Below are 18,191 nucleotides of genomic sequence, written 5' to 3' on the forward strand. Positions count from 1 at the left end.
AAGTTACAAATTTAAGATAGGATGATACAGGTCTTTGGGAAGAGTGTAACAGGTGAGTTTTTTACGCTTTCGCGAAAGCGTAACTTAGAAACAAACCTTAGGAAACCTTACTATTCTTTTTTTCGTAATTTCACCCATTAAACTGCGACTTATCCCTCAATGTGTACTGTAACCTATATTCCTAAAGAAAATAATACGTTCATTCTTACGTCTAATCGTGATGAAGCGGTGGGTAGAACCACCCTCGCTCCAGACTTTTATGATGTGGATGGAACAAAGATGCTATTCCCAAAAGACGTTGTCGCTGGCGGTACGTGGATAGGCATTTCTGAAAAAAATAGGATGATATGCTTGCTTAACGGAGGTTTTGAAATTCATGTGAGAAAGGAAAGCTATGCAATGAGTCGTGGCATCGTTGTAAAAGAACTTCTTAAGGCAGCCGATTTGTCTGAGGCTATCGATACGTTCAATTATGAGGGTATTGAGCCTTTTACGATTGTAGCTATAGACTGGAGTAATACACTCAAGGCTACAGAACTAGTTTGGGATGGTGAGAAAGCGCATGTAACAGTCTTAGGTAAAGAGCCGAAAATATGGTCTTCATCTACCTTATATGATGCCACCATGAAGGATAAACGCCGTACTTGGTTTGCTGCTTTTAAAGAAACAACAAATTGGAGTAAAGAGAGTTTATTTGATTTTCATACCAAAGCAGGAGAAGGTGATGCACATGTAGACCTGCAAATTAATCGCGGCCTGTTAAAAACAGTAAGCGTTACTCAGGTAGAAAAAATAGATGACACTTGTGAGATGACGTATAATGATCTTCAAAAGGAAGAAGTTCACACCGCTCAATTTGAAATGATACCTGCGTGATATATAATGGAAAGATTATAGTGCTCGCTTTTCCAGATACGTTTGTAAAAATGTCTGATGAGCTCATGTGTAAAATTTTACCTCTCATGGGACTTGGTACGCGCACGCACATCAAGGCGGGTCATGCTGCATTAGTCCTTATAGAAAATGAGACTGGTAAAGCAAAATATTTTGATTTTGGCAGATATATTACTCCCAAAGGAAAAGGTCGTGTGCGAGGTGCAAACACAGATATTGAGCTGGAAGTTCCCGTGAAAGCTATTGTGAGAGAAGGAAATCTTGAAAATCTAGATGAGCTTTTGCTTTGGCTTGATGCACATCCAGAAAAAACGCATGGGTCTGGAAGACTTGTAGCTTCGCTTTGCTCGAACATTAATTATGAGAAAGCACTTGCTTACATTCACTCACTGCAAAATCAAGGAAGCGTTCCTTATAAAGCATTTGGGAAAATAGGAAGTAATTGCGCTCGCTTTGTTACAGAAACGATACTCGCTAGTACTGAGGAAAAGGCAATTATTAAATACTTAAAGCGTAATAAAAAATTTACGCCAAGTACCATTGGTAATGTAGAGAAAAGCGCATCACAAGAGGGGGTTTATCAGATTTTTAATGGTGTGATTACACCTTATAATTCTACTGCGCTACGCGAGAATCTTACAAATTACTTTGATAGACGAGTTCCCGCTGCATACACTGTTGAAGATGAGGTTGTGTTGCCAGAAAACGTTCACTTTCTAGAGGGCACAGGTAGTAGTGCTTATTTTCATCTTGAGATTCTCTCTGAGATAAAAGGTATTATTAGAAGATTTACTGAGTTTGGCGAGCAGGACTTTGAAGGTGTGGCAGCATTTCCAGACGGTTTCTCTGCCGTGAGTGATTATCGTTTTGTGTATGATAGTAACTGTGCATATTGCACGCTTGAGCAGGGAGATTCACTTTTTCGCCTTGAGCTTACTTCTCAAAAATTCTCGGCTATTAGTTTAAAGCAAACGGTGCACTCAGCTTAAATACTGGGATTTTTACTCTAAAATTACGTGTAGTAGTAAAGTTTACCATTTGGTAAAAACCTTGCATTGCCCCAAAGGCAGAGTTGAGCAAGCATCCAGAACTGTAGGTGTGGCTTTCGCCAGGTTTAAGAACAGGTTTTTTACCTATGACACCTTCTCCAGCAACGGTCTCTGGTGCGCTAAGGGCATCTGTGATTCTCCAGTGACGAGCCATGAGTTGCACGCTGTCTTTACTTTGGTTTGCTATCGTTATTTTGTAGCCAAAGGCGTAGCGCATTTTATGATTTTTATAAAATGTGCCCTCAAAGGTAGTCTCTACAGAAATTTTAATTCCTCTTGTAACTTGTTGTACCATTCTTAAAATAAAAGTGCAGTAATCGTAAAGAATATAAGTGCAAAAAATATGGAGCTTATAAAAAATACGATATTTAAAAATACGAATTTTATAAGTGTCCAGCGCCTCTTCTGTTTGTAAAAATTGCGCAGTGCCTTGTAAAAGTAGAACGGTCCTACTAGAATTAATAGTATGGCGGCTAGAATATTATCTCCTGGCAGTAATAGATCTGGAAGTAAACAGATAATTAATACCACAAATATCCAACTGAATATATGGAAGATAAAAACCAAGTGTTCCATGTAGTTAAATTTCTTCTTTGAGTAAATAAGCCAAAAGAAAAGGGCTACAAAAGGTGCCATGAAAAACAGAAAGAATGGGGTTTTAGAAAGTAGATATTTTGAGAATTTCACTGGATTTTCTTGGACACGCTGGAAGTCATTTGTCTTGGTGTATAGAAATATGTTGGTCTTTGTTTTAGGGTACCTTAAGCTGTCTAGCGCTGTTGCTGGATTTGATATATCTGTATGTTTATTAAACTTGTAGAAGTATTCTGCTTTGTGTGCTAGAATATTTAAATAACTGCCTGATCCTTTGTAGGCAGCGGTGAGTGAGTCGTCTGTAATAAATGTAAACTCCTTTTCCTCTTCTTTCTTGCGTTGCGCTTTTTTGGTAGTGATAGATACAATACCAGCGTTAATTTTTTCTTCAATCTCGTTGCTTAATGAGTCGGCTTGTTCTTGGTTGTAATTCTGCACATTGCTAAAATCCATTTCCTCTATGGATTTTTGAACATTTACAATATCCTCTTTACCATCATTTACTACGAAAGCACCCTTACTCAAATCTACTTCTTTAGGCTCTTGAAAAAGTCCCACTATTGCAAGTAGAATAAAATAAAAAATAGAAGCACTTAAAAAGAATCGAAAAGGGTTTGCATACTTAAGCCTCTTCCCGTCTACGTAGTTGCGGGTGATGGTGCCGGGTTTGAAGAGTAAATCTTTTATAGTGAACCTAAATTTAGAGTCGTAGGTGAAAACGCTTAGAACAAATTCGCCTATAAAATCTTTGAGCGTAAGTCTTTTGGTGGTGTTTATTTGACCGCAGTATGCACAAAAGCGGTCAGAGAGTTCTAGAGGGTGCTTGCAGTTTAAGCATTCTACGCCTCTATATCGCATCGCCTTTCGGCTAGTTGGTTTGATTTCTGTTTCCTTCACGATATAAATATAGGATTTTTAGAAGGATACGCTTTCGCGAAAGCGTAAAGAAATAATGCTAACTACATATTTTGTAATTAGTTTGTAATCTGGCTAGAGTTTGTGGTGCCATATCCTAATAACTCATCAAAGCGCCCGCCAGGCTTGCGGTAGTATACTAGTATCTGGTAATCATTTTCTGTCTGCCAGAAATTACCGTCTATATTATCTTTCTCTTCAATACTTCCATCTGCGTTTACTAGTACGTAGCGATAATTGTAAAATCCTTGTTTAAGCAAATAGGGTAATTCATAGCGGCGTGAGTCACCATTATAAGTAAGAGCAGTGCTTTTATCGATTACATAATTATTAAAGTTTCCATAGACATGGATAGATTGTCCGGCGTTAACTTCTGGATATTGTAAAGAGAAGTGAATCCACACATACTCTGCTTCTGTAAGTGGTGTGCGACCTTGCAAAGTGTTGATTAAGAAATTACCGTTAATATCTGGATTGTACGTGTATGGCTCATCATAACGAGCAGGGTTTGTGTAGAGGTAGTTGTGGTAGAGACTTTTAAGCTCTATGCTACGTATGGCAAAAGTAGAAGATCGTACATCCTTATTTTCAAAGTTGAAAAATTCATTACCACCCCAAAAAGCTGTTTCTTGATCATAGCGGTACTCAAGCTTACTCCCTATATTATATTGAGGATCTATGCCTGTAATAGCCGTTTTTAAGTTATTATTTTGGATGAGAACGGTGTGTAAATTAGTTTTTGGGTTGATGATGAGGTCGTCTCCAGAGTCTACAAAAAAGCGCAACACTTGTTTGCTGTCTATATATCTCAAGTCGCGAGACCTCTTAACCTCTGCTCCCACACTATATTGAGGATTAAAAATCATAAACTTACGAGAGAAAACAAGATTGTCATCCTCATCATAAATACTCAAGAGGTAATTACCTGTTTTAGTAAGTCTCTTAGTCATCTGATTAGGGATGCTCAGGTCGTAATGAGTGTAAAGTTGTAGGGTGGCAACCGAGTTTTCAAACCCGAGAATACGCACATTATCCATGCCATCCATAAACTCAGAACGTACGAGATTACTAGGTGTCCAGTCTGCATTATGATGTGTTATCTTATAAAAATAATCACGCTCATCTCCTATAATATCGTCAAAAGAAAGTCGCAAACTGCTCCCCAGTTTTATAATAGGCAGCGAGGTGCCGGTAGTGCTGTTTTCATTAAACTGTACAGTTTTTATAAATGCAGGTTCTGGAACTTCTTGCACTGCTTGAGCAGCAGCAGACAACGAAATTACAATCAATAAAATGGTGAAATATGGTCTCATAAAACATGGATGGATACCAAATATAAACAATTTTGATGCCGAGATATTGCGTTAATCAATATGGTGTGGCAAATGATGATGTTAGATGATTACGCTTACGCGAAAATGTGATAGCGGGAAGTGAATCTTAAAAATGGAGCATAATGTAAGATTGCAAGCATTTTACATTCCTTTTTAAGAATTGTGCGCCTCAGTTTGATGTTATTTTAAAATTAATTTTGCAGAGTCTTAGCCAAATAGGCTTAACAAGAATCTTAAAAAGAGATATTTTTTACGGTGAAAACGTTTGAAATATAGTGTTTTGAGAAGCTTTGTTTAATGAGTTGTGTAAAACATTATTTAGAAATGTTATAAATAATACTTTCACTTAGTCACACTCGGAAATACGGACGGTATTATGTAAATTTGCAAACCTCAATTTAAGAGGATTTTAGATAACATAAATCTACTGACATATGTCAAAAGACATCAGAATCAAAAAAGGTCTTGATATCCGATTAGTAGGCGAAGCAGAAAAAACAATTTCTGAGGCGCCTAGATCGCGTACCATTACTATTAGACCTTCAGATTTTCATCTCATTACTCCTAAAATGGTCGTAAAAGAAGGAGCGACCCTACAGGCAGGAGATGTAATATTTTACTCAAAGTCTCAAGAAGAAATCAAATTTGTATCTCCCGTAGCTGGAACAATTACAGAAATCAAGCGTGGCGCACGCCGTGTGATTACTGATATTGTAATTGAAGCAGATTATGCTGGTGCTACTCGTGATCTAGGAGCTTTAGGTGCATCTGCAAGTGCAGAGGCGATAAAAGCGAGATTACTTGAAGGAGGGGTTTGGCCATTTATCAAGCAACGTCCTTATGATGTTGTTGCAAACCCAACAGTAACTCCAAAGGCGATTTTTATCTCTGGATTAAATACAGGGCCACTCGCTGCAGACCTTGATTTTGTTCTTGCAGGTAAGGAAGCACACTTACAAGCAGCAGTTTCTGCACTTGCAACGCTTACTTCTGGAGGTGTTCATGTTTCTATAGGAGCAAGCTCTTCTATATTTTCTGGACTTAAGGATGTTGTAACTCATACAGTAAAAGGACCGCACCCAGCTGGGAACGTTGGAACTTTAATAAATAAAACAAGCCCAATCAATAAAGGGGAAACTGCGTGGACGATTGCTGCACAGGATCTAGCTATTATTGGAGAGTTGTTACTTACTGGAAAATTTAATGCACAGCGTGTAATATCTGTATCTGGTTCATCTATCAAAGCACCTAAGTATTATAAAACAATGATAGGGGCAGAGGTTTCTACATTTGCTTATGCTGCGGGAGTAGAGGGTGATAACAACCGTTTTATCTCAGGTAATGTGCTTACTGGCGATAAAATTAGTCCAGATGGAGCTTTAGGTTTTTATGCGACGGAATTTGTTGCTATCCCAGAAGGTGATGATTATGAATTCTTTGGGTGGAATAAGCCTGTTTTTGATAAGATATCTCCATCTAGAGCACTTACGTTCTCATGGATGCAACCTAATAAAAAGTATGATCTTGATACTAATACAAATGGTGAGCACCGTGCGTTTGTAGTAACAGGAAACTATGAAGAGGTTTTTCCTTTAGATATTTATCCTATGCAAATCCTTAAGGCTTGTATGGTAGAAGATCTAGATGAGATGGAAGCACTTGGTATGTATGAAGTAGCTCCAGAAGATTTTGCACTTACTGAATTCATGTGTGTGTCTAAACAGCCACATCAAGAAATTATCAGAAAGGGATTAGATGTTATGTATAAAGAAATAGGGTAAGTTATGGGAATGAAAGAAAGTTTACATAAGCTTAAAATGAAGTATGAAGGGAAGAAGATGGCTCCGGCTTTCAACGCGCTTCACACTTTTTTATACGCTCCTAACGAGACAACACATAGTGGTGGTCACATTAGAGCGGTAGATGATTTAAAGCGAACAATGAACACGGTAATCATCGCATTGATTCCTTGTTTGTTATTTGGAATATTTAATGCTGGATACCAGCATTACTACGCAGTTGCAGAAGTAGCTGGAACAGCAGCAGATTATAAGGCTGTAGGTTTCTTTGATGGAAATTTCTGGAACTGGGATAACTTTGCAATGGGAGCTTGGACAGTATTACCACTTGTTGTGGTTTCTTACGGTGTAGGTCTTTTAGTAGAATTTATTTTTGCAGTTATAAAAGGACACGAGGTAGAAGAAGGTTACCTAGTAACTGGAATGCTTGTGCCACTTATTGTTCCTATTGATATCCCACTATGGATGCTTGCGGTAGCAGTAATCTTTGGTGTAGTAATAGGTAAAGAAGTATTTGGAGGAACAGGGATGAACATCCTTAACCCTGCACTTACTATCCGTGCTTTCTTATTCTTTGCATATCCTACTTGGATGTCTGGAGATAAAGTATGGGTACACCAAGCAGTAGATATGGCTGGACAGCCAGATGCAATCTCTGGAGAAACTATCTTAGGTAGTTATGCACAGAATAGTACTGTTGCTTATGACTACTGGGACATGTTTGCTGGTTTTATACCAGGTTCTGTAGGAGAGACATCAAAACTTTTAATCATTTTTGGAGCGGCATTTTTGATCTTTTCAAAAATAGCAAGTTGGAGAATTATACTTTCTGCTGTAGCAGGAGCGCTAGTAATGGGGCTTATCTTTAATGGTGTAGTTGACGCAGGATGGATTGATAGTTCAAGTAAATTTTACGGATTAATGAGTGTTCCTTTCTGGCAACACCTTATCATAGGTAGTATCTTATTTGGTGCTGTATTTATGGCAACAGATCCAGTTACAGGATCACAAACTAACAAAGGGAAATACATCTACGGATTCTTAATAGGATTTATATCTATCATGATTCGTGTATTTAACCCAGCATACCCAGAAGGAGTATTCCTTGCAATCTTATTAATGAATGTATTTGCTCCTACTATTGATCACTACGTGGTTCAAGGGAATGTGAAGAAGAGAATGAAACGTCTTAAACTTAAAACAGCATAACGATGGCAAAGACAGACGGAAACGGATATACGATTCTATTTGCAACTATTATGGTAGTTGTAGTAGGAGGAGTGCTTGCAGGACTTGCAACAGGTCTTAAGCCAGCAATTAAAGAAAATGAGCGCTTTGAAAAGCAACAGAACATTCTGTATGCAATGGGTGTGAATGAAAATATTGAAGGTGAAGGTGGTGTTAACTTTATCCCTACTGATAAGGTAGAGGCAGAGTATGACAAATACATCAAGGAAGCTTACATTATACAGAGTGGTAAAATCACACAAAGTGATGAGGCATTTACTGTAGATATGAAGAAGCAAAGTAAATTACCTAAAAATGAGCGTAAGATGCCTCTGTTTGTAGGTGAGAAAGATGGTCAGAAGTTTTATGTTGTACCTATGTACGGTAAAGGACTTTGGGATGCTATCTGGGGTTACGTAGCTTTAGATGATAACTTGATTGTACAAGGTGTGTATTTTGATCACAAAGGTGAGACGCCTGGACTTGGTGCAAATATCAAGGAGCGTTATTTTATGGATGACTTTACAGGAGAGCAGATAATGTCTAAGACACAATATTCTGGAATCACTGTAGCAAAGGGTAATAACGATCCAAAAAACGAACGTAAAGAAGATAATAAAGTAGATGCTCTTGCAGGAGCTACTATCACAGGTGATGGTGTAAGTGCAATGATTAAGAGTACTCTTAAGAATTACGTTCCATTTATTCAAGATTTTAAAACCAAAGCATAATGGCGATACTATCAAAAAAAGATCAAAGACTTATACTTGATCCGCTTGCAGATGATAACCCAATTACTATTCAAGTATTAGGTATCTGTTCTGCACTTGCAATTACAGCGCAACTAAAAGCATCTATTGTAATGGCAATTTCTGTACTCTTTGTACTCGGGATTGGTAACGTAGTAATATCGCTTTTACGTAATGTGATTCCTTCAAAAATCCGAATCATTGTACAACTTATCGTTGTAGCAACGTTGGTAATTGTGGTAGATCAAACTCTTAAAGCATTTGCTTATGAGTTGAGTAAAGAGCTATCTGTCTTTGTAGGACTGATTATTACAAACTGTATTATTATGGGGCGTTTTGAGGCATTTGCTTTAGGAAACGGACCTTACAGATCATTCTTAGACGGTATAGGTAATGCACTTGGTTATGGTGTGATACTTATTATGGTAGGTTTCTTTAGAGAGCTTCTAGGTTCAGGAACACTTCTTGGATTTAAAGTACTTGGAGATCCTATTGAAAAAACAGGACTATACAGTATAGGATATGAGAACAACGGATTCATGTTGCTTTCACCTATGGCACTTATTGTGGTAGGTTTGATTATCTGGGTACAGAGATCAAGAAATCCTGCTTTAGTAGAAGAGAACTAAGAATTAATTTTCACGCTTTCGCGAAAGCGTAAACCTATAAAATCAAAGATATGTTAGAGCATATTGAATTATTTTTTAAATCCATTTTCATCGATAACATGGTATTTGCAACATTCTTAGGGATGTGTTCTTACCTAGCGGTGTCAAAAAAAGTTACTACTGCTGTAGGACTTGGAGCTGCAGTAATATTTGTACTTGCGGTAACAGTGCCTATTAACTGGTTACTTGATCAGTACATATTACGTGACGGTGCTTTAGCATGGTTAGGTCCTGAGTATGCAGATTATGACTTAAGTTTCTTATCGTTTATATTATTTATTGCAACTATTGCAACAATGGTACAACTGGTGGAAATTGTAGTAGAGAAATTCTCGCCATCACTGTATAACTCACTTGGTATTTTCTTACCACTTATTGCAGTAAACTGTGCCATCTTAGGAGGGTCATTGTTTATGCAATCTAGAGATATCCAAACGTTAGGTCTTGCCTTCAACTACGGTATATCTTCTGGTATAGGTTGGTTCTTAGCAATTCTTGCAATTGCAGCCATTCGTGAGAAAATACGTTACTCAAATGTTCCTGCACCTTTAAGGGGGTTGGGAATTACTTTTATCATCACAGGATTGATGGCAATAGGATTTATGAGTTTTGGAGGAATGCTTACTGGAGGTGATGAAGAAGAAGCTCCAGCAGTAGAAGCTGCACAGATAGAAGTAAAAGAAGAAGGTCAACCGGTAGCTATGATCGCTGTTGACAAAATTGCTAACGAAAAAGAAAACTAATTATGATACTAGCCGCATCAATGTCCGGCGTTGTCATCGCGACAATCGCTGCCTTTTTAGTACTTACGTTACTGCTCGTGGGATTATTGCTTTTTACAAAGCAAAAGCTATCTCCATCGGGACCTGTAACAATTACAATTAACGGAGAGAAACAAGTAGAGGTTGCCTCTGGAAGTACATTACTTTCTACACTAGGTAACAACAAAATATTCTTACCATCTGCCTGTGGAGGTGGAGGTACTTGTATACAATGTGAATGTCACGTTCTTGAAGGAGGTGGAGAAGCATTACCTACAGAAACGCCGCACTTTTCTCGTAAGGAACTTGCTCATGGAGCGCGTCTTGCTTGTCAGGTAAAAGTGAAGCAAGATATGAATATCACTATCCCAGAAGAAGTATTTGGGATTAAGAAGTGGGATGCAACAGTAGTACGTAACTACAACGTAGCATCATTTATTAAGGAATTTGTAGTAGAGATTCCTGAGGATATGGGGTACAAAGCTGGTGGTTATATTCAGATTGAAATTCCTGAATGTACAATCAACTATAAAGATATTGACATTACTGCTCACCCAGAAGAGCATGAAACTCCAGATAAGTTTCAAGCAGAATGGGATAAGTTTGGTCTATGGCCTCTTACTATGAAAAATAACGAGACTGTAGAGCGTGCATACTCAATGGCTTCCTTCCCTGCCGAAGGTCGTGAGATTATGTTGAATGTACGTATTGCTACGCCGCCATGGGATAGAGCAAAGAACCAATGGATGGATGTTAACCCTGGGGTTGCTTCATCATACATATTTGCACAGAAGCCTGGTGATAAAGTAGTGATCTCTGGTCCTTATGGAGAGTTCTTCATAAACGAGTCTGAGTCTGAGATGCTTTACGTAGGTGGTGGAGCAGGAATGGCGCCTATGCGTTCACACCTGTATCACCTTTTCAAAACCCTTAAAACAGGACGTACGGTTACTTATTGGTATGGAGGACGTTCTAAACGTGAGTTATTTTACCTAGAGCACTTCCGTGAGCTAGAAAGAGAATTTCCTAACTTCAAGTTTTACCTAGCGCTTTCTGAGCCTATGGAAGAAGATAACTGGAAAGTAAAAGATTCTACAGATGGAGAAGGAGACGGTTTTGTTGGTTTCATTCACCAAGTAGTAATTGATCAATATTTAAGTAAACATGAAGCTCCAGAAGATATCGAGCTTTACTTCTGTGGTCCTCCACTTATGAACAACGCTGTTCAGAAAATGGGAGAAGATTATGGAATTCCAGATGAGAACATCCGTTTTGATGACTTTGGAGGATAGTATATAATTTCGCTTTCGCGAAAATTTAAAAACCCGATACAGCAATGTATCGGGTTTTGTGTTTCTAGCCTCCTCGATGCTTTCAAAATTATCGGGTGGTTAGGTATAATTGTACGTGAATATTATCTTTGCACAATGGCAGAACTTCTTACAGAACAAGAGCTTCATAACCTCGCGATGAATATCGTGGGTGATGATCTTACTAGTCAAGGCTACGAATTTATGGCAGTAAATTCTAAGCTCAAAAAGGACCCGCAATTTGTGGCTCTCAAGGATAAAAAACTACATTTTGTTATCGTAAGAGCTCGTACGTTTCCAGAAGATGCAAATGTGTATGACGAAGCGCAGATGATTAGAATGCGAGATCATGCCCTCAAATTTGAAGCGCGTACTTTTTATGCTGGAGTAGGGTTAGGACACGGTGATAACTATCAGCTACCTGTTGAAAAGGATAAGCCATACCGAGAGATTTATAACGGACTTCAAGAAATAATGTAATGAGAATACTTTTACTATGTTTAGCTATCACCGTATTTTCTTGCAAACAAGAAAATACCGTTGATGAGATTATCATTCAAGGAGATGCGTTTGGAACTACGTATGCTGTAAAATATTTTGGCGCAGAGCAAGAGGCAATTAAAGTGAAAAGTGGTATTGATTCAGTTATTAATGTGGTCAATACATCACTGAGTACTTATTTGCCAAATAGTGACATATCTAAAATTAATAGTGGCGATAGTACTATTGTCGTAGATAGTATGTTTAAGGATGTATATACGCTTTCGCGAAAGCTAAATAAATCCACCTCAGGCTATTTTGACCCAACTGTGGGGACACTGCGCAATGCATATGGATTTGGAGATACTGAAGCGCTTAAAGTAATTGATAGTGCAGCTCTTGATTCATTAATGCAGTATGTGGGTTGGGATAAGGTAACTCTTACTGAAGATGATAAAATCCAAAAAACCTATCCAGAGATATATTTTGATTTTAATGCCGTGGCAAAAGGTTATGGTGTAGATCGAGTTGCAATTTTCATGAATGAAGAGGGATATCGTAATTTTCTTGTAGATATAGGGGGGGAAATAGTAGCTTCTGGGTTTAACGAAAGGAAGCAGGAGTCATGGGTAGTTGGAATAGAAAATCTTGACTCGCCCTTAGAGAAACGCACGCATAGCGCATTGGTCGGTCTAAGAGATAAAGCCATGGCTGGGTCTGGTAATTATAGAAAAAACCGAATTGATGAAGCTACTGGTAAGCAATATGTACATACTATAAATCCGCTTACGGGTTCTGCAGAGCGCAGTGATGTGCTTAGTGCAACCATTATCGCAGTAGACTGCGCTACGGCAGATGCTTGGGCAACTTCATGTATGGCAATGGGACTTGACCGTGCTAAGGAAGCTTTAAAAGGTCAAGATGTAGAGGCTTACTTAGTTTATGACGGTGGAGTGTATATGACGGAGGGGTTTAATAAATATATACAGGATTAACGTTTTAATAGAAAATGTCCAGCAACGTCTTCTCGGTTATTAAACTTTAATAAAAACCAATAGTCACTAGAAGGAAGTATTTTCCCTCTGTATGTTCCATCCCATCCATTAGATTGAGGTGATAGTTGCTTTAATAATTTACCATATCGATCAAATATGTAAATGGATGCTATATCTTCTATATCACCTATGCCAATGATTTTCCACTCATCATGATATCCATCACCATTAGGTGTGAAGTAGCGAGGGTAATCTAAAATGAGTTGTCTTTTAGTAACAGTGCCACATCCATTTTTATCTCTTACATAAAAGTCATAATAATCGTTAGTCAGTCCTGTAAAAGTATTGCTGTCCTGGAAGTTGCTTGCTTCGTTAATGGCATATTCATATTCGCCTAGGCCTTCCGTATTTACTATTGCAGTGTTATTGTTTTCCTCAAAACTTGTGACAGAAATTTCTGTGATATTTGCAGTTGAACTCGCTGTTACTATTGTATTGGAAGTAGCTCTACAGCCGTTATTGTCAGTCACAATTACACTGTAGTCTCCAGGTTCATTAATGGTTATTTGATTAAGTTCTGCTCCAGATTCTCCATTGCTCCATTCATAAAAGGCATAATTTGACTCTGTGGTGAGCAAAGCAGATTGAGATTGATTTGTGCAGACTTGTAAATTCTCAGGTAAAGTAATACTAAATGGTGTTGACACAGTAATGTCAAATGAGCCAATATTGAAGCACCCCGAGATGTTGTTTTCCACACGATAATACAAAGTTTGTGGATTTGTAACGTTCATGTAATTTAAATCCAAAGGTTCGGTTCCCGTACTTACATTGTCAAGAGATTCATGAAATGTTACAGCTATATTATTTTGATTATTTATTGACGGAATAAGTGTAGCTAAATCAAAAATTGTTCTCTCGTCTACAGGGCCGTCCAAGTCACATAATTCTTGATCTGGAGTTGGGTTTATAGTTGGAGTTTCTGGTAGTTGCGCAGTTCCAGTTGTAATGATGTCAAAGCTTTCATTACCTATTGCACGATTGATAAATACATAATAAGTTTGTCCAGCGAATACATCTATAGCACTTAAGAAGCCATCTCCATCGGCTCCTGGGCCTTCCGATACGTCGCCATTTGGTTCTGCTGTGGATAAGCCAGTTGCAGCTGGAACTCCTGCAGATTGTGGATTTGTGGTAGAGCATCTTACTGCCTCTCCTAGCAAATTACAATCATTTGTTGGGCCATAGACCGCAAAATCGTAGTCATCGATATTATTAGTGGGGTTTAAGCTAAAACCAAAAGTGCCATCGGATACAAATGTAAAACGTAACCAAATTGTATCAGAAAGGCCAAAAAAACATGATGGACGTGTATTATTAGGTAATGAAAATTCGTCAAATCCAATGCCAGCGGGTTCTATGCCTAATTCTAAACTGCCACATACTTGGATAGCATTAATACAATCATTTGAGCTTTGTCCCAATAGAACGCTAGAGCTAAAAAGAATCAGTAAATAAATTATTTTAGCAAAATTTCTCATTGGATTAAAAGTACATGAAAATATGATTATTTATAACAAACAGGTAGTATCTCACCTTGAGCTAGTCTATATCTATCTACTTCTTCTTGAGATAGGGTGTTTGTGTAATCAACTTCGTCTACTTTAAACCCTACGCTTCTTAGTTTGTCAAAATAGTCGCGACCGTAGACACGAACGTGATCATATTGTCCAAAAATCTTAGCTCTTTCGTCACGATCTGTGATGGTGTCATCTTCAAATGTTATGGATCTATCAAGTTCTTGAGGAATTTGTAAAATTGCCATTCCACTAGGTTTCAATACGCGATATAATTCTTGCATCGCCTTAGTGTCATCAGGGATATGCTCTAATACATGATTACAGAATATGAGATCATAACTGTTTTCGCCGAAAGGCAAATCACATATATCTGCTTTAACATCTGCTAGCGGAGAGTTTAAATCTGTGGTGGTGTAATCTAGGTGTGCGCTTTCGCGAAAGCGTTTATAAAAAGCTTGCTCTGGAGCAAAATGCAACACTTTTCTTGGTTTAGTAAAGAAATCTGTTTCCCGTTGTAACCAAAGCCATAAGAGTCTATGACGTTCGAGTGAGAGCGTAGATGGAGATAGTACATTCTCTCTTGGAGTACCATAACCGTACGGTAAAAATTTCTTAAATGTTTTTCCGTCTATAGGATCCTCGTAACGGTCACCTTTCAAAAAGGTAGCCATAATAGGTCTCACCACATAACTAGCCCTGATTAATAAAGGTCGCGGAATGGCGTTTAAGAAAAATTTGAAAAGCTTTTTCACTAGTTACAGCACTAAAGCTTGCTGACGAAAAGGAGTTTCCTCTTCGCTCTCAATTCCTAATGCTTTATAGATGTATGCAAAAGTGGATAGTAGCTCCGGCTTTCCATCAAGTATGGCTACATCATGTTCAAAGTGGGCACTTGGTTTATTATCACGTGTAGTTATCGTCCAACCGTCATTGTGCTGTGTGATATTGCGAGTTCCCATATTAGTCATAGGTTCGATGGCTACTACCATCCCTTCTATAAATTTTTTACCACGTCCACGTTTACCGTAGTTAGGCATTTCTGGATCTTCATGCATGGTAGTTCCTAAACCGTGACCTACGAGTTCACGTACTACACCATAGCCATGATCTTCTGTAAATTTCTGAATAGCGTAGCCTACATCACCTGTGCGGTTACCTATTTTGAGTTGTTCTATTCCCACGTAAAGAGATTGCTTAGTAACTTCAAGTAATTTCTTTACTTCTGGTGCTACTTCGCCTACTTCAAATGTGTATGCGTGATCTCCATAAAAACCATTTTTTATAGCACCACAATCTATAGAGATAATGTCTCCTTCTACAAGAGGTTTATTGTTAGGAATTCCATGAACGACCTGGTCGTTAGGACTCATGCAAAGTGTGTTCGGAAAATCATATAACCCCAAGAAACCTGGAATCGCATCTTGTGAACGTATATAGTCTTCTGCTATCTTATCGAGATATAGTGTGGTTACTCCCGGTTTTACCTCTCCAGCAAGTATGCCTAAGGTGCGAGATACTACTAGCGCACTCTCACGCATTAATTCTATCTCTTCTCTTGTTTTCTGTATAATTGCCATTATGCATTTTCGTCTTTAAAAAGCTCCTCTATGCGAGACATAAAGCTCTTTTTTGATTGTTTTCTAGCAGGTTTACTGCGTTTCTGTTTAAGCGTGGGTGATGTCTCATCACTGCTACCTAATATTTGATAGATCTCACCCCATCCCATCATACCACGTACATCGCGATCGTCAATAAAAATATCTGCGTTGATCTTGCGGCTTATCTCTTCACTTAAAGCTTCCTCTGGATAACTTTTATTTATGGCATAAAATGTAATGCCATTATCCGCACAGAACTGCACGGCTTCATCTAAGCGAGCACCACTTCTATAAGTCCATAAGATGAGTCTGTTTCCTTCTTGTTGTAATTTTTTAAGAGTATCAAAAGCAAATAGCATAGGCTTACCAATTCCAGGGTATGCATTTTCTACAATGGTACCGTCAAAATCTACAGCTATGGTTTTTGTTGTTTCGATTGCTTTAAAGTTTATGCAAAATTACAAAAAGATCAACGGTTAGTTATGCATAATAGCAAAGGGCTTCTAACGATTTATTAGAAGCCCTTTATTATAAATTAAATAGTTGTTATTGTATCAAGTCACCTTTTGGGTCTGGGCCATATTGATTAGGGCCGTGAGTTCCTTCTGTAGCCATAAGTATCAATAACCAAATACCGCCTATAAACGGGACAAAGCCTATAAAGTACCAAGTGCCGCTTTTACCTTGGTCATGAAGCCTGCGCACTACTACCGCAATACTAGGTATGAATAGAGCGACTATGTACAGAAAAAGTAATAGACCTCCTATCATCATTAGTGCTTCGCTCTCCATAACTGCTCCAGCAATAAATGGTATGTACGAAAGAACTACAAAAATTACATTAAACAAGGCAAACATCCAATATTCTTCCCTACGTGCTCTTCCTTCAAAGTTTGCATAATTGTCTCTTACTACTTTTAAATACCATTTCATAAATTGATTGTGTTTTGATTAATGTTTAAGGCGCTAAACTAATAAAATTAATATCTCCTTTGAAAATTATGTCAAAAATAAAACCCTCATGAAGATGAGGGTTTTAAGATTAAATGTTGATTCTCTACTTACTCAGCATAAGCATGCTTATAATCTGCGCCAGATAGAATCTTTGCCATATCTTTCTCTAAGCTTTCTAGAGGATACTCTACAATGCGACCTAGTTCTTGACCATCTTTCATAAAAATGAATGTAGGCACATTTGTTATATCTTTTCCTTTTACTAGTTCTTCTGGAGCTGTTTTATCTTGTGAAACAGTGATAAGTTTTACTGTTTCACTTTCGTAATCTACTTCGTCAAGGATTTTGAAAAAAGCAGGCACCTCACGCTGGCTGTCCTCACACCATGTTCCCATGAAAATGGTAATTCTTACATCTTTAAGGCCTTCCTTGATAGCCGTAAGAGACTCCACGTCTATCGTGTGATTCTTATAGCTATTCATAAACCATTCGTTATATGGTTCAGACTCTAGGGTTTCTCGTTCTTGTGCGCCCAAAAGGATGGCAATCCCATTGTCGTCCACATTTTCGTCAATTACTTCTACCTCTTCTACCACCACAACTTCTTCGGTAGTGGTTTTTTCTTTACAAGAGAAAGTAAGTGCTATAATAGCTGCTAAGGCAATAATATTAGTTTTCATAAGAGTGTTTATAAGGTTCTCCATTTAAAATTTTAAGCATGTCTTCTTCAAGACTTTCTACTGGACGCTCCACAATACGGCCTATTTCTTTACCATCTTTTTTAAAGATAAAAGTAGGTACACGTATGATGTTATTACCGTCAGTATATATTGTAGGTTTCTTTTTGGTACGATCTACTGTAATAAGCTCTAAGTCTTGATTTTTAAAAGAAGCATCATCTAGTATTTTAAACATTCTTGGTGTTTCACGTTTACTATCTCCACACCATGTTCCCATAAAAGTGGTGATAGTAACGCCTTCTAGCCCTTTTTCTATATCATTTATGTAATCTGTATTTACTACATATTTTGCATAGTTAGGATTGAACCAACTATCAAAAGGAGCTTGCTTTAGTGCACTTCTATCTTCTTTACCTACTAACATTGTTTTAACTTTAGGAGCAGGTTTTACCACTACTGCTGGGAGTGCAGGTTTAACAGGTGTTTTCGGTTCTACGGTTTCTGCAACTTGAGGTGTAGGAGTAGCTTCTGCTACTTTTTTTGAGCTATCACAACTTGACATAAGTGCAAGAAGTGCGAGTGTTATATAAAAATTTTTCATTGT

20 protein-coding genes are annotated in these 18,191 nt (G+C 38.0%); 10 read left to right on the forward strand and 10 right to left on the reverse strand.

The window, feature by feature from the left end:
* Positions 1 to 159: 159 nt before the first annotated feature.
* Complete coding sequence (locus SJY37_RS07110; protein WP_379952936.1) at positions 160 to 876, forward strand: NRDE family protein; 717 nt, start codon at positions 160 to 162, stop codon at positions 874 to 876.
* Positions 873 to 1,883, forward strand: a complete 1,011-nt coding sequence (locus SJY37_RS07115; RefSeq protein WP_298330172.1) for a DUF6695 family protein — start codon at positions 873 to 875, stop codon at positions 1,881 to 1,883. The genes SJY37_RS07110 and SJY37_RS07115 overlap by 4 nt, the downstream gene beginning before the upstream one ends.
* On the opposite strand, the gene apaG is transcribed toward SJY37_RS07115, so the two are convergent.
* From apaG to SJY37_RS07130, 3 genes are all read right to left on the reverse strand, one after another.
* Positions 1,852 to 2,238, reverse strand: a complete 387-nt coding sequence (gene apaG / locus SJY37_RS07120) for a Co2+/Mg2+ efflux protein ApaG (protein WP_013750231.1) — start codon at positions 2,236 to 2,238, stop codon at positions 1,852 to 1,854. The genes SJY37_RS07115 and apaG overlap by 32 nt on opposite strands.
* 2 nt (positions 2,239 to 2,240) lie before the next feature.
* Positions 2,241 to 3,434, reverse strand: coding sequence for a DUF3667 domain-containing protein (locus tag SJY37_RS07125; RefSeq protein ID WP_298330168.1), 1,194 nt, complete (start codon positions 3,432 to 3,434; stop codon positions 2,241 to 2,243).
* 77 nt (positions 3,435 to 3,511) lie between these two features.
* Positions 3,512 to 4,765, reverse strand: coding sequence for a type IX secretion system plug protein domain-containing protein (locus tag SJY37_RS07130; RefSeq protein ID WP_298330165.1), 1,254 nt, complete (start codon positions 4,763 to 4,765; stop codon positions 3,512 to 3,514).
* A gap of 455 nt (positions 4,766 to 5,220) precedes the next feature.
* Here SJY37_RS07130 and SJY37_RS07135 point away from each other — a divergent pair, with 455 nt between their 5' ends.
* The 8 genes from SJY37_RS07135 to SJY37_RS07170 all read left to right on the forward strand — a co-directional run bounded on the left by SJY37_RS07135 (position 5,221) and on the right by SJY37_RS07170 (position 12,775).
* Positions 5,221 to 6,567: a Na(+)-translocating NADH-quinone reductase subunit A gene (locus tag SJY37_RS07135; RefSeq protein ID WP_298330161.1), complete on the forward strand. Its 1,347-nt coding sequence runs from the start codon at positions 5,221 to 5,223 to the stop codon at positions 6,565 to 6,567.
* Positions 6,568 to 6,570: 3 nt separating this feature from the next.
* A complete protein-coding gene (locus SJY37_RS07140; protein ID WP_298330158.1) occupies positions 6,571 to 7,794 on the forward strand; it encodes an NADH:ubiquinone reductase (Na(+)-transporting) subunit B in 1,224 nt (407 codons plus the stop codon).
* Between the two features lie 2 nt (positions 7,795 to 7,796).
* Complete coding sequence (locus tag SJY37_RS07145) at positions 7,797 to 8,543, forward strand: Na(+)-translocating NADH-quinone reductase subunit C (RefSeq protein ID WP_298330155.1); 747 nt, start codon at positions 7,797 to 7,799, stop codon at positions 8,541 to 8,543.
* Positions 8,543 to 9,190, forward strand: coding sequence for an NADH:ubiquinone reductase (Na(+)-transporting) subunit D (locus tag SJY37_RS07150; RefSeq protein WP_013750225.1), 648 nt, complete (start codon positions 8,543 to 8,545; stop codon positions 9,188 to 9,190). The genes SJY37_RS07145 and SJY37_RS07150 overlap by 1 nt, the downstream gene beginning before the upstream one ends.
* A gap of 50 nt (positions 9,191 to 9,240) precedes the next feature.
* The gene (nqrE, locus tag SJY37_RS07155) at positions 9,241 to 9,972 is read left to right on the forward strand and encodes an NADH:ubiquinone reductase (Na(+)-transporting) subunit E (RefSeq protein WP_013750224.1); all 732 of its coding nucleotides are present in this window, start codon (positions 9,241 to 9,243) and stop codon (positions 9,970 to 9,972) included.
* A 2-nt stretch (positions 9,973 to 9,974) separates the two neighbouring features.
* On the forward strand, positions 9,975 to 11,282 hold the full coding sequence (nqrF, locus tag SJY37_RS07160; protein WP_013750223.1) for an NADH:ubiquinone reductase (Na(+)-transporting) subunit F: 1,308 nt from the start codon (positions 9,975 to 9,977) through the stop codon (positions 11,280 to 11,282).
* Between the two features lie 135 nt (positions 11,283 to 11,417).
* Positions 11,418 to 11,780, forward strand: coding sequence for a Na(+)-translocating NADH-quinone reductase subunit F (locus SJY37_RS07165; RefSeq protein WP_298330150.1), 363 nt, complete (start codon positions 11,418 to 11,420; stop codon positions 11,778 to 11,780).
* Positions 11,780 to 12,775 carry an FAD:protein FMN transferase gene (locus SJY37_RS07170; RefSeq protein ID WP_298330147.1) on the forward strand — a complete coding sequence of 332 codons (996 nt, stop codon included), beginning with the start codon at positions 11,780 to 11,782 and terminating at the stop codon, positions 12,773 to 12,775. Before SJY37_RS07165 ends, SJY37_RS07170 begins: the two co-directional genes overlap by 1 nt.
* Here the strand turns inward: SJY37_RS07170 and SJY37_RS07175 are convergent.
* The 7 genes from SJY37_RS07175 to SJY37_RS07205 form a co-directional block, all read right to left on the reverse strand.
* Complete coding sequence (locus SJY37_RS07175) at positions 12,772 to 14,316, reverse strand: T9SS type B sorting domain-containing protein (protein ID WP_298330145.1); 1,545 nt, start codon at positions 14,314 to 14,316, stop codon at positions 12,772 to 12,774. The genes SJY37_RS07170 and SJY37_RS07175 overlap by 4 nt on opposite strands.
* A 26-nt stretch (positions 14,317 to 14,342) precedes the next feature.
* Positions 14,343 to 15,107, reverse strand: coding sequence for a class I SAM-dependent methyltransferase (locus SJY37_RS07180; protein ID WP_298330143.1), 765 nt, complete (start codon positions 15,105 to 15,107; stop codon positions 14,343 to 14,345).
* Between the two features lie 3 nt (positions 15,108 to 15,110).
* Positions 15,111 to 15,932: a type I methionyl aminopeptidase gene (gene map / locus SJY37_RS07185; protein ID WP_379952937.1), complete on the reverse strand. Its 822-nt coding sequence runs from the start codon at positions 15,930 to 15,932 to the stop codon at positions 15,111 to 15,113.
* Entirely contained in the window at positions 15,932 to 16,390 is a 459-nt protein-coding gene (locus SJY37_RS07190) for a BT0820 family HAD-type phosphatase (protein ID WP_298330369.1), read from the reverse strand. Before SJY37_RS07190 ends, map begins: the two co-directional genes overlap by 1 nt.
* 109 nt (positions 16,391 to 16,499) lie before the next feature.
* A complete protein-coding gene (locus tag SJY37_RS07195; RefSeq protein WP_379952938.1) occupies positions 16,500 to 16,886 on the reverse strand; it encodes a DUF805 domain-containing protein in 387 nt (128 codons plus the stop codon).
* Between the two features lie 128 nt (positions 16,887 to 17,014).
* Positions 17,015 to 17,587, reverse strand: a complete 573-nt coding sequence (locus SJY37_RS07200; RefSeq protein ID WP_379952939.1) for a thioredoxin family protein — start codon at positions 17,585 to 17,587, stop codon at positions 17,015 to 17,017.
* A complete protein-coding gene (locus tag SJY37_RS07205) occupies positions 17,577 to 18,188 on the reverse strand; it encodes a thioredoxin family protein (protein WP_379952940.1) in 612 nt (203 codons plus the stop codon). The genes SJY37_RS07200 and SJY37_RS07205 overlap by 11 nt, the downstream gene beginning before the upstream one ends.
* Between the last annotated feature and the right edge of the window lie 3 nt (positions 18,189 to 18,191).

It is taken from the genome of Dokdonia sp. R78006 (assembly GCF_042466145.1).
GTDB lineage: Bacteria > Bacteroidota > Bacteroidia > Flavobacteriales > Flavobacteriaceae > Dokdonia.

Coding starts and splice junctions, on each gene's coding strand:
- SJY37_RS07110 (WP_379952936.1), top strand. CDS start 160: ATGTGTACTGTAACCTATATTCCTAAAGAAAATAATACGTTCATTCTT.
- apaG (WP_013750231.1), bottom strand. CDS start 2,238: ATGGTACAACAAGTTACAAGAGGAATTAAAATTTCTGTAGAGACTACC.
- SJY37_RS07130 (WP_298330165.1), bottom strand. CDS start 4,765: ATGAGACCATATTTCACCATTTTATTGATTGTAATTTCGTTGTCTGCT.
- SJY37_RS07135 (WP_298330161.1), top strand. CDS start 5,221: ATGTCAAAAGACATCAGAATCAAAAAAGGTCTTGATATCCGATTAGTA.
- SJY37_RS07140 (WP_298330158.1), top strand. CDS start 6,571: ATGGGAATGAAAGAAAGTTTACATAAGCTTAAAATGAAGTATGAAGGG.
- SJY37_RS07145 (WP_298330155.1), top strand. CDS start 7,797: ATGGCAAAGACAGACGGAAACGGATATACGATTCTATTTGCAACTATT.
- SJY37_RS07150 (WP_013750225.1), top strand. CDS start 8,543: ATGGCGATACTATCAAAAAAAGATCAAAGACTTATACTTGATCCGCTT.
- nqrE (WP_013750224.1), top strand. CDS start 9,241: ATGTTAGAGCATATTGAATTATTTTTTAAATCCATTTTCATCGATAAC.
- nqrF (WP_013750223.1), top strand. CDS start 9,975: ATGATACTAGCCGCATCAATGTCCGGCGTTGTCATCGCGACAATCGCT.
- SJY37_RS07165 (WP_298330150.1), top strand. CDS start 11,418: ATGGCAGAACTTCTTACAGAACAAGAGCTTCATAACCTCGCGATGAAT.
- SJY37_RS07170 (WP_298330147.1), top strand. CDS start 11,780: ATGAGAATACTTTTACTATGTTTAGCTATCACCGTATTTTCTTGCAAA.
- SJY37_RS07175 (WP_298330145.1), bottom strand. CDS start 14,316: ATGAGAAATTTTGCTAAAATAATTTATTTACTGATTCTTTTTAGCTCT.
- map (WP_379952937.1), bottom strand. CDS start 15,932: ATGGCAATTATACAGAAAACAAGAGAAGAGATAGAATTAATGCGTGAG.
- SJY37_RS07195 (WP_379952938.1), bottom strand. CDS start 16,886: ATGAAATGGTATTTAAAAGTAGTAAGAGACAATTATGCAAACTTTGAA.
- SJY37_RS07200 (WP_379952939.1), bottom strand. CDS start 17,587: ATGAAAACTAATATTATTGCCTTAGCAGCTATTATAGCACTTACTTTC.
- SJY37_RS07205 (WP_379952940.1), bottom strand. CDS start 18,188: ATGAAAAATTTTTATATAACACTCGCACTTCTTGCACTTATGTCAAGT.